7 protein-coding genes are annotated in these 8,229 nt (G+C 71.4%); 5 read left to right on the top strand and 2 right to left on the bottom strand.

The genetic code is table 11. The annotated features are described in order from the left end of the window. Positions 1-225: 225 nt before the first annotated feature. The gene (gene iolC, locus ACZ45T_RS04355; RefSeq protein WP_468437344.1) at positions 226-1,209 is read right to left on the bottom strand and encodes a 5-dehydro-2-deoxygluconokinase; all 984 of its coding nucleotides are present in this window, start codon (positions 1,207-1,209) and stop codon (positions 226-228) included. Between the two features lie 25 nt (positions 1,210-1,234). Here iolC and ACZ45T_RS04350 point away from each other — a divergent pair, with 25 nt between their 5' ends. The 5 genes from ACZ45T_RS04350 to ACZ45T_RS04330 all read left to right on the top strand — a co-directional run bounded on the left by ACZ45T_RS04350 (position 1,235) and on the right by ACZ45T_RS04330 (position 6,402). Next, entirely contained in the window at positions 1,235-2,146 is a 912-nt protein-coding gene (locus tag ACZ45T_RS04350; RefSeq protein WP_468437342.1) for a sugar phosphate isomerase/epimerase family protein, read from the top strand. A 13-nt stretch (positions 2,147-2,159) separates the two neighbouring features. After that, the gene (locus ACZ45T_RS04345) at positions 2,160-3,173 is read left to right on the top strand and encodes a Gfo/Idh/MocA family protein (protein ID WP_468437340.1); all 1,014 of its coding nucleotides are present in this window, start codon (positions 2,160-2,162) and stop codon (positions 3,171-3,173) included. A 245-nt stretch (positions 3,174-3,418) separates the two neighbouring features. Further along, a complete protein-coding gene (locus ACZ45T_RS04340; RefSeq protein ID WP_468437338.1) occupies positions 3,419-3,619 on the top strand; it encodes a helix-turn-helix transcriptional regulator in 201 nt (66 codons plus the stop codon). Positions 3,620-3,796: 177 nt separating this feature from the next. Beyond that, positions 3,797-4,030 carry a heavy-metal-associated domain-containing protein gene (locus ACZ45T_RS04335; protein ID WP_468437336.1) on the top strand — a complete coding sequence of 78 codons (234 nt, stop codon included), beginning with the start codon at positions 3,797-3,799 and terminating at the stop codon, positions 4,028-4,030. Positions 4,031-4,131: 101 nt separating this feature from the next. Then, the gene (locus ACZ45T_RS04330) at positions 4,132-6,402 is read left to right on the top strand and encodes a heavy metal translocating P-type ATPase (protein WP_468437334.1); all 2,271 of its coding nucleotides are present in this window, start codon (positions 4,132-4,134) and stop codon (positions 6,400-6,402) included. A 422-nt stretch (positions 6,403-6,824) separates the two neighbouring features. Here ACZ45T_RS04330 and ACZ45T_RS04325 read toward each other — a convergent pair whose 3' ends face one another. Next, positions 6,825-8,114: a citrate synthase gene (locus ACZ45T_RS04325; RefSeq protein WP_385403564.1), complete on the bottom strand. Its 1,290-nt coding sequence runs from the start codon at positions 8,112-8,114 to the stop codon at positions 6,825-6,827. Between the last annotated feature and the right edge of the window lie 115 nt (positions 8,115-8,229).

Genomic DNA, 8,229 nt, shown 5'->3' with positions numbered 1-8,229 from the left:
TGGGGTCCGCCCCCCCAAACCCCCCCACCCCAAAGCTTGGGGGAGTTGGGATGTTTCAGCCCCGCCGGCGTTTGAGGCGCGGGGTCTGGGGCAGCGCCCCAGCAGCGGACCTCACACCCGCCCGCCAGCGGGAGCACGATCCACTCCGACTCCCCGCACGCGAACCCGTGCACCTCCCCCGGCGCCAGGTCGAGGACGACCAGCCTCGTCCAGGACATCCCCCACTCAGACACCACCGGCACGGCCCAACACCTCCTCGACCTCCGGCGGAAACGGCATCGCGCTCGAACACGCCAGCCGCGAAGCCACGATGGCCCCCGCCGCGTTCCCGTACCGCATCACCGTCTCCAAGTCCCATCCCGCCAACAGCCCGTGGCACAGCGCCCCGCCGAACGCGTCGCCCGCCCCCAGCCCGTTCACCACCCGGACCGGTACCGGCGGGACCTCCGCCACCGTTCCGTCGCGGTGGACCGCCAGCACGCCCTCCGGGCCCCGTTTGACCACCGCCAGTTCCACCCCGGCGGCGAGCAGCGCCCGCGCCGCCGCGTACGGCTCGGACTCCCCCGTGGCGATCTCGCACTCCTCCACGTTCCCGACGGCCACCGTCGCCCGGGCCAGCGCCCGCTCGTAGTACGGCCCCGGTTTCTCCCGCCAGAGCATCGGCCGCCAGTCCAGGTCGAACACCGTCGTCCCGGCGGAGCCGCCGCGGGCCTCCAGCGCCGCCAGCGTCGCCGCCCGCGAGGGCTCCTCGCTCAGGCCCGTTCCCGTCATCCAGAACACCCGGGCCGCCCGTACCGCGTCCAGGTCCAGCTCGTCCGCCGCGATCTCCAGGTCCGGGGCCTTCGGCAGCCGGTAGAAGTACAGCGGGAACCGGTCCGGCGGGAACATCTCGCAGAAGGTGACCGGGGTGGGCAGGCCCGCGACCTCGGTCACCCACCGGTCGTCCACCCCGAACCCCCGCAGCTCGGAGCGCAGATACCCGCCGAAGGGGTCCGCGCCGGTACGGGTGATCACCGCCACCCGCCGTCCCAGCCGGGCCGCCGCGACGGCCACGTTGGCCGGGGAGCCGCCGAGGAACTTGCCGAAGGTCTCCGCCTCGGCCAGTGGTACGCCGGTCGCCAACGGGTAGAGATCCACCCCGATCCGGCCCATCGTGATCAGGTCGAACGCGAACGGATCGCCGGTGCCGGTCACAGTCAGTCCTCCCACTCGTCCTCCACCCTAAGGTGGCGCTATGACGTCCTCCCCGCCCGCGTTGACCCGTATCCGCATCGGTTCGGCTCCGGACTCCTGGGGTGTCTGGTTTCCCGACGACCCCCGGCAGACCCCCTGGGTGCGCTTCCTCGACGAGGTCGCCGACGCCGGGTACGAGTGGATCGAGCTCGGCCCGTACGGCTACCTGCCCACCGATCCCGCCCGCCTCACCGAGGAGACGGCCAAGCGCGGACTGCGGGTCTCCGCCGGAACCGTCTTCACCGGACTCCATCACGGCCCCGCCGTATGGGAGGACACCTGGGAGCACGTGTCGCGGATCGCGGCGCTCACCCGGGCCGTGGGCGCGGCCCATCTCGTCGTCATCCCCTCCTTCTGGCGGGACGACAAGACCGGGGAGGTGCTGGAGGACCGCACCCTCACGCCCGCACAGTGGCGTGAACTGACGTCCCAGACCGAGCGCCTGGGCCGGGAGGTCCAGGACCGGTACGGGCTGCGGATCGTCGTGCACCCGCACGCCGACACCCACATCGACACCCCGCAGAACGTGGCCCGCTTCCTGGACGCCACCGACCCCGGCCTCGTCTCCCTCTGCCTGGACACGGGGCACTACGCGTACTGCGGCGGCGACAGCGTGCAGGCCGTGGAGACCTTCGCCGAGCGGATCGGCTACCTCCACCTCAAGCAGGTGGACCCGCGGATCCTCGCCGAAGTCGTCGCGCAGGAGCTGCCCTTCGGGCCGGCCGTGGGCCGCGGGGTGATGTGCGAACCGCCGTCCGGCGTGCCCGCGCTGGAGCCCGTACTGGCGGCGGCCCAGCGGCTCGGGGTGGACCTGTTCGCCATCGTGGAGCAGGACATGTACCCGTGCCCGCCCGACCGGCCGCTGCCGATCGCCCGCCGTACCCGTGCCTATCTGCGCTCTTGTGGCGCCTGAAGGAGGACTGGACATGAGCAGGACCCTCGGCATCGCCGTCATCGGCACCGGGAAGATGGGCGCCGATCACGTGCGCCGGATCGGGCGGAGCGTGGGCGGGGCCCGGGTGGTGGCCGTGGCCGACCCGGACGGGGACCGGGTCAAGGAGGTCGCGGGCGCCCTGGACGGCGCGAGCGCTCACACCGACCCGGCGGCCGCGATAGCCGCCCCCGGGGTGCAGGCCGTACTGATCGCCTCCCCCGGGCCCGCCCATGAGGAAGCGATCCTGCACGCCCTGGAGCGGGAGCTGCCGGTGCTGTGCGAGAAGCCGCTGACCCCGGACCCGGCGGGGGCACTGCGCGTCATGGAGGCCGAACAGCGGCTGGGGCGGCGGCTGGTGCAGGTGGGGTTCATGCGGCGGCACGACGCCGAGTACGAGCGGCTGAAGGCGCTGCTGGACGCGGGCGGGATCGGGCGGCCGCTCTTCCTGCACTGCCGGCACCGCAACGCCTCCTCGCCGTCCTTCTTCACCAGCGACATGCTGATCAGCGACTCCGTGGTGCACGAGGTGGACGCGGCCCGCTGGCTGCTGGGGCAGGAGGTCACCGCCGTCACCGTGCTCTCCCCGAGGCCCACGGCGGCCGCCCCCGAGGGGCTGCGCGATCCCCGGCTGGTGCTGCTGGAGACCTCCGGCGGGGCCGTCGTCGACGTGGAGATCTTCGTCAACTGCGGTTTCGGCTACCAGGTGCAGTGCGAGGCGGTCGGCGAGTCGGGCAGTGCCCGGATCGGCGACGGCCACGCGATGGTGGTGCAGTCGGCGGGCCGGTGGGGCGGTGAGATCGACCAGGACTTCACGGTGCGCTTCGCCGACGCCTACGACCGGCAGCTGCGGCGCTGGGTGGCGGCGGCCGGCCGCGGCCTGGTGGCGGGGCCCGACGCGTGGGACGGCTACGCGGCGGCCGCCGTCTCGGAGGCGGGCCTCGCGGCCGCGCGCAGCGGCGTACGGACCGTCGTGAAGCTGGTGGAACGGCCGGCGCTGTACCGCTGACGGCCCTTTCCCGGCTCCCGCACTCCCCCCTCGACCCCTGTGGCGCTTATGTCACAGGGGTCGCCTTTGTGTCACGCATATCCGCATGACGCGGGTTTTCCGTCACAGGCGGTCGACAGACCCTCCCCCGGCCTCACTTCGCGTCGTTCCCCGGGCACAACGCGAGTGATCGGCAGTGTCCACGCGCCGGCTCCCCCCGACGGCCTCCAGGCCGCCCCCGCGGCGTGGACAAGGAGGTGTCCCGCATGAGCGACCGTCAGCTGTGGTCGTACAAAGAGATCGCTGCCCACATCCAGGTCCAGCCGGACACCGTGCGCTCGTACCGCAAGCACGGCCTGCTCCCCCCGCCCGATCACGTGGAGGCCGGCAAGCCCTACTGGTACGCCGACACCGTGCGCGCCTGGGTGGCCCGCCGGCCCGGCAACCGGGGCCGCCGCGAGGACTGACGGGCGCACGGCCTCTCGGCCATGGCGGCCGGTTTTTGGACGACGGCGCGGAAGAACTGGACGCCGACGCTCGCATTCATACCCCCCAGGGGTATAGTCTCGAAGTGTCGGGAGGACGGTGGAGGGATCCGCCGCCCTCGCCCGGCGACCGGACAGGCCCCTGAAGAGGAGAACGACATGACCGCCGAGACGGACACCCAGACCACCACCGTCTACCGGGTGACCGGCATGACCTGCGGACACTGCGAGGGCGCGGTGACCGGTGAGATCTCCGCCCTGCCGGGCGTCAGCTCGGTCAAGGCCGTCGCCGCGACCGGCGAGGTCACCGTCGACTCCGCCGCCCCGCTCGCCGACGAGGACGTCCGCGCCGCCGTGGACGAGGCCGGATACGAGTTCGCCGGCCGGCTCTGAGGCGTCCCGCAACCTGGCAGCACCCCGCAGCATCCCGCCGGGCCGTACCGGCCAGCTCATACTGGTTCCGTACGGCCCGGCCCTCCCCCTGGAGCCGGAACATGACCAGCACAGTGCACGACGGACCCATAGCGGCGGTCGAGCTCTCGATCGGCGGAATGACCTGCGCCTCCTGCGCGTCCCGCATCGAGAAGAAGCTCAACCGGATGGACGGCGTCGAGGCCACGGTGAACTTCGCCACCGAGAAGGCCAAGGTCTCGTACAGCGGTGACGTCCGGGTCGCGGACCTGATCGCGACCGTCGTGAAGACCGGGTACACCGCCGAGGAGCCCCCGCCGCCCGCCCCCGTGGCCGCCCGGGAAGACCTGGCCGAGGCCACGCGCGACCCCGAGCTCGCCGCCCTGCGCCAGCGGCTGCTGGTCTCCGCCGCGCTCGCCCTGCCCGTGGTCCTGCTCGCTATGGTCCCGGCCCTCCAGTTCGACAACTGGCAGTGGCTCTCGCTGACCCTCGCCGCCCCCGTCGTCGTCTGGGGTGGCCTCCCCTTCCACAAGGCCGCCTGGACCAACGCCCGGCACGGCGCCGCCACCATGGACACCCTGGTCTCGGTCGGCACCCTCGCCGCCTTCGCCTGGTCGCTGTGGGCCCTGTTCTTCGGCCACGCGGGCATGCCCGGCATGCGGCACGGCTTCGACCTCTTCACAGTTCAGGGGGGCACGGTCTCTCGCACCGACGGCTCCTCCGCCATCTACCTGGAGGTCGCGGCCGGGGTCGTCTCCTTCATCCTGCTCGGGCGCTACCTGGAGGCCCGCTCCAAGCGGAAGGCGGGCGCGGCCCTCAAGGCCCTGCTGGAACTGGGCGCCAAGGACGTGACCGTCCTGCGCGAAGGCCGCGAGATCCGCATCCCGGTGAGCGCACTCGCGGTCGGCGACCGCTTCGTCGTGCGCCCCGGCGAGAAGATCGCCACCGACGGCACCGTCGTCGAGGGCAGCTCCGCCGTGGACGCCTCCATGCTGACCGGCGAGTCCGTCCCGGTCGAGGTCTCCGTCGGCGACTCCGTCACCGGGGCCACCGTCAACGCCTCCGGACGCCTGGTCGTCGAGGCCACCCGGATCGGCGCCGACACCCAGCTCGCCCGGATGGCCCGGCTGGTGGAGGACGCGCAGAACGGCAAGGCCGAGGTGCAGCGCCTCGCCGACCGGATCTCCGGGATCTTCGTGCCCGTCGTACTGGTCCTCGCGCTCGGCACCTGGGTCAGCTGGCTGCTGATCACCGACGACGCCACCGCCGCCTTCACCGCCGCCGTGGCCGTCCTGATCATCGCCTGCCCGTGCGCCCTGGGCCTGGCCACCCCGACCGCCCTGATGGTCGGCACCGGGCGGGGCGCGCAGCTCGGGATCCTGATCAAGGGCCCGGAGGTGCTGGAGTCCACCCGCCGCGTGGACACCGTCGTCCTGGACAAGACCGGGACGGTCACGACCGGCCGGATGAGCCTCGCCGGCGTCTTCGCCGCCGAGGGCGTCGACGAGCGCGAACTGCTGCGCCTCGCCGGGTCCCTGGAGCACGCCTCGGAGCACCCGATCGCCCGGGCCATCGCCTCCGCGGCGGCCGAGAGGGCCGGCGCCCTGCCGGTCCCGGAGGACTTCAAGAGCGTCTCCGGCCTCGGCGTCCAGGGCGTGGTCGACGGGCACGCCGTCCTGGTGGGCCGCGAGCAGCTGCTCGCCGACTGGTCGATCACCCTGCCCGCCGGACTCGCCGGGGCCAAGGCGGCCGCCGAGGCCGAGGGGAGCACCGCCGTCCTGGTGGCGTGGGACGGCGAGGCGCGCGGGGTGCTGACGGTGGCCGACGCGGTCAAGGCGACCAGCGCCGAGGCGGTCACCCGGCTGCGGGCCCTGGGCCTCACCCCGGTCCTGCTGACCGGCGACAACAAGGCCGTCGCCGAGACGGTGGCCCGCGAGGTGGGCATCGACGAGGTGATCGCCGAGGTGCTCCCGCAGGACAAGGTGGACGTCGTACGCCGTCTCCAGGCCGAGGGCCGTACGGTCGCCATGGTCGGCGACGGGGTCAACGACGCGGCCGCCCTGGCCCAGGCGGACCTGGGGCTGGCCATGGGAACCGGCACCGACGCGGCCATCGAGGCGGGCGACCTGACCCTCGTACGGGGCGACCTGCGGGTGGCGGCGGACGCGATCCGGCTCTCCCGCCGGACCCTGGCCACGATCAAGGGCAACCTGTTCTGGGCCTTCGGCTACAACGTGGCGGCCCTGCCGCTGGCGGCCGCCGGCCTGCTCAATCCGATGATCGCGGGGGCCGCGATGGCCTTCTCCTCCGTCTTCGTGGTGAGCAACAGCCTCCGATTGCGCTCCTTCCGCTAGTGGATCTTCTCCTCTCCCCCCACACACTTCCTTCACGGGAGACGCAGATCACAGTGACCGCAACGTAACCATCCGGGGTCGTCATGGGTCTAATGGGGCGATGCCAAGAACGTCTTGGGGGACGTTTCACGGGAACCTTGGGGGTTTTCCGTGGTGTCAGCCGCCGGGACACGTGCCCGCGGGAGGCTTTGAGCGGCCCTCCCGACCCGAACGGGTCCCGGCACACCGACGCCCCGGCTCGGATCCCGTGGGGGGAGTCCGTTTCGGGGAAAAGGAAAGCGCCCCGACCGTCGACCCGTGGGGGGATCGACGGCGGGGCGCTTTTCGCGTGCCCAGCACCTGTGACCAGCACGTGTGCCCAACACTTTGCAACGCGTGGGGTGGCCGCGCGGCTTCACGCCGCGCGGCCGGAGAGCCTCGGGTCAGCGGGCCTCTACGGGCACGAAGTCGCGCAGGACCTCGCCCGTGTAGATCTGGCGCGGGCGGCCGATGCGGGAACCCGGCTCCTTGATCATCTCGTGCCACTGGGCGATCCAGCCGGGGAGCCGGCCGAGCGCGAAGAGCACGGTGAACATCTCGGTCGGGAAGCCCATGGCCCGGTAGATCAGGCCGGTGTAGAAGTCCACGTTCGGGTAGAGGTTGCGGGAGACGAAGTACTCGTCGGCCAGCGCGTGCTCTTCCAGCTTGAGCGCGATGTCGAGCAGCTCGTCGCTCTTGCCGAGCGAGGAGAGGACGTCGTGCGCCGCCGCCTTGATGATCTTCGCCCGCGGGTCGAAGCTCTTGTAGACGCGGTGTCCGAAGCCCATGAGGCGGACGCCGTCTTCCTTGTTCTTCACCTTGCGGATGAAGGCGTCGACGTCGCCGCCGTCGTTCTTGATGCCTTCCAGCATCTCCAGAACGGACTGGTTGGCGCCGCCGTGCAGCGGGCCCCACAGCGCGGAGATGCCGGCCGAGATCGAGGCGAACATGTTCGCCTGCGAGGAGCCGACCAGACGCACGGTGGAGGTCGAGCAGTTCTGCTCGTGGTCCGCGTGCAGGATCAGCAGCTTGTCGAGCGCCGCGACCACGACCGGGTCCAGGTCGTACTCCTGGGCCGGCACGGAGAAGGTCATGCGCAGGAAGTTCTCGACGTAGCCGAGGTCGTTGCGCGGGTAGACCACCGGGTGGCCGACCGACTTCTTGTACGCGTAGGCCGCGATCGTCGGGAGCTTGGCCAGCAGCCGGATCGTCGAGAGGTTGCGCTGCTTCTCGTCGAACGGGTTGTGGCTGTCCTGGTAGAACGTCGACAGCGCGCTGACCACGGAGGACAGCATCGCCATCGGGTGCGCGTCGCGCGGGAAGCCGTCGTAGAAGCGCTTCACGTCCTCGTGCAGCAGCGTGTGCTGGGTGATCTCGTTGCGGAAAGACGCGAGCTGGTCGACGGTCGGCAGCTCACCGTTGATCAGCAGGTACGCGACCTCGATGAAGGTCGAACGTTCGGCCAGCTGCTCGATCGGGTAACCGCGGTAGCGCAGGATGCCCTGCTCACCGTCGAGGTAGGTAATCGCGGACTTGTAGGCGGCGGTGTTGCCGTAGCCACTGTCCAAGGTGACGAGCCCGGTCTGGGCCCGCAGCTTCGAGATGTCGAAGCCCTGGTCACCGACGGTGCTCTCGACCACCGGGTAGGTGTATTCACCGTCCGCGTACCGGAGTACTACAGAGTTGTCGCTCACGTCATCCCTCACCGACGTAGTGCCTCTTCTTCGAGGTGCCCTGACTGCCTCTACCTTCCCCCATTTGGCGCAGGAGAGTGCACTCGGGGTCGGCCTTTGGTGCTTTTGGCGGCAC

Source organism: Streptomyces sp. NPDC030995, assembly GCF_055571215.1.
This window is presented reverse-complemented; position numbering and strand designations above follow the sequence as displayed.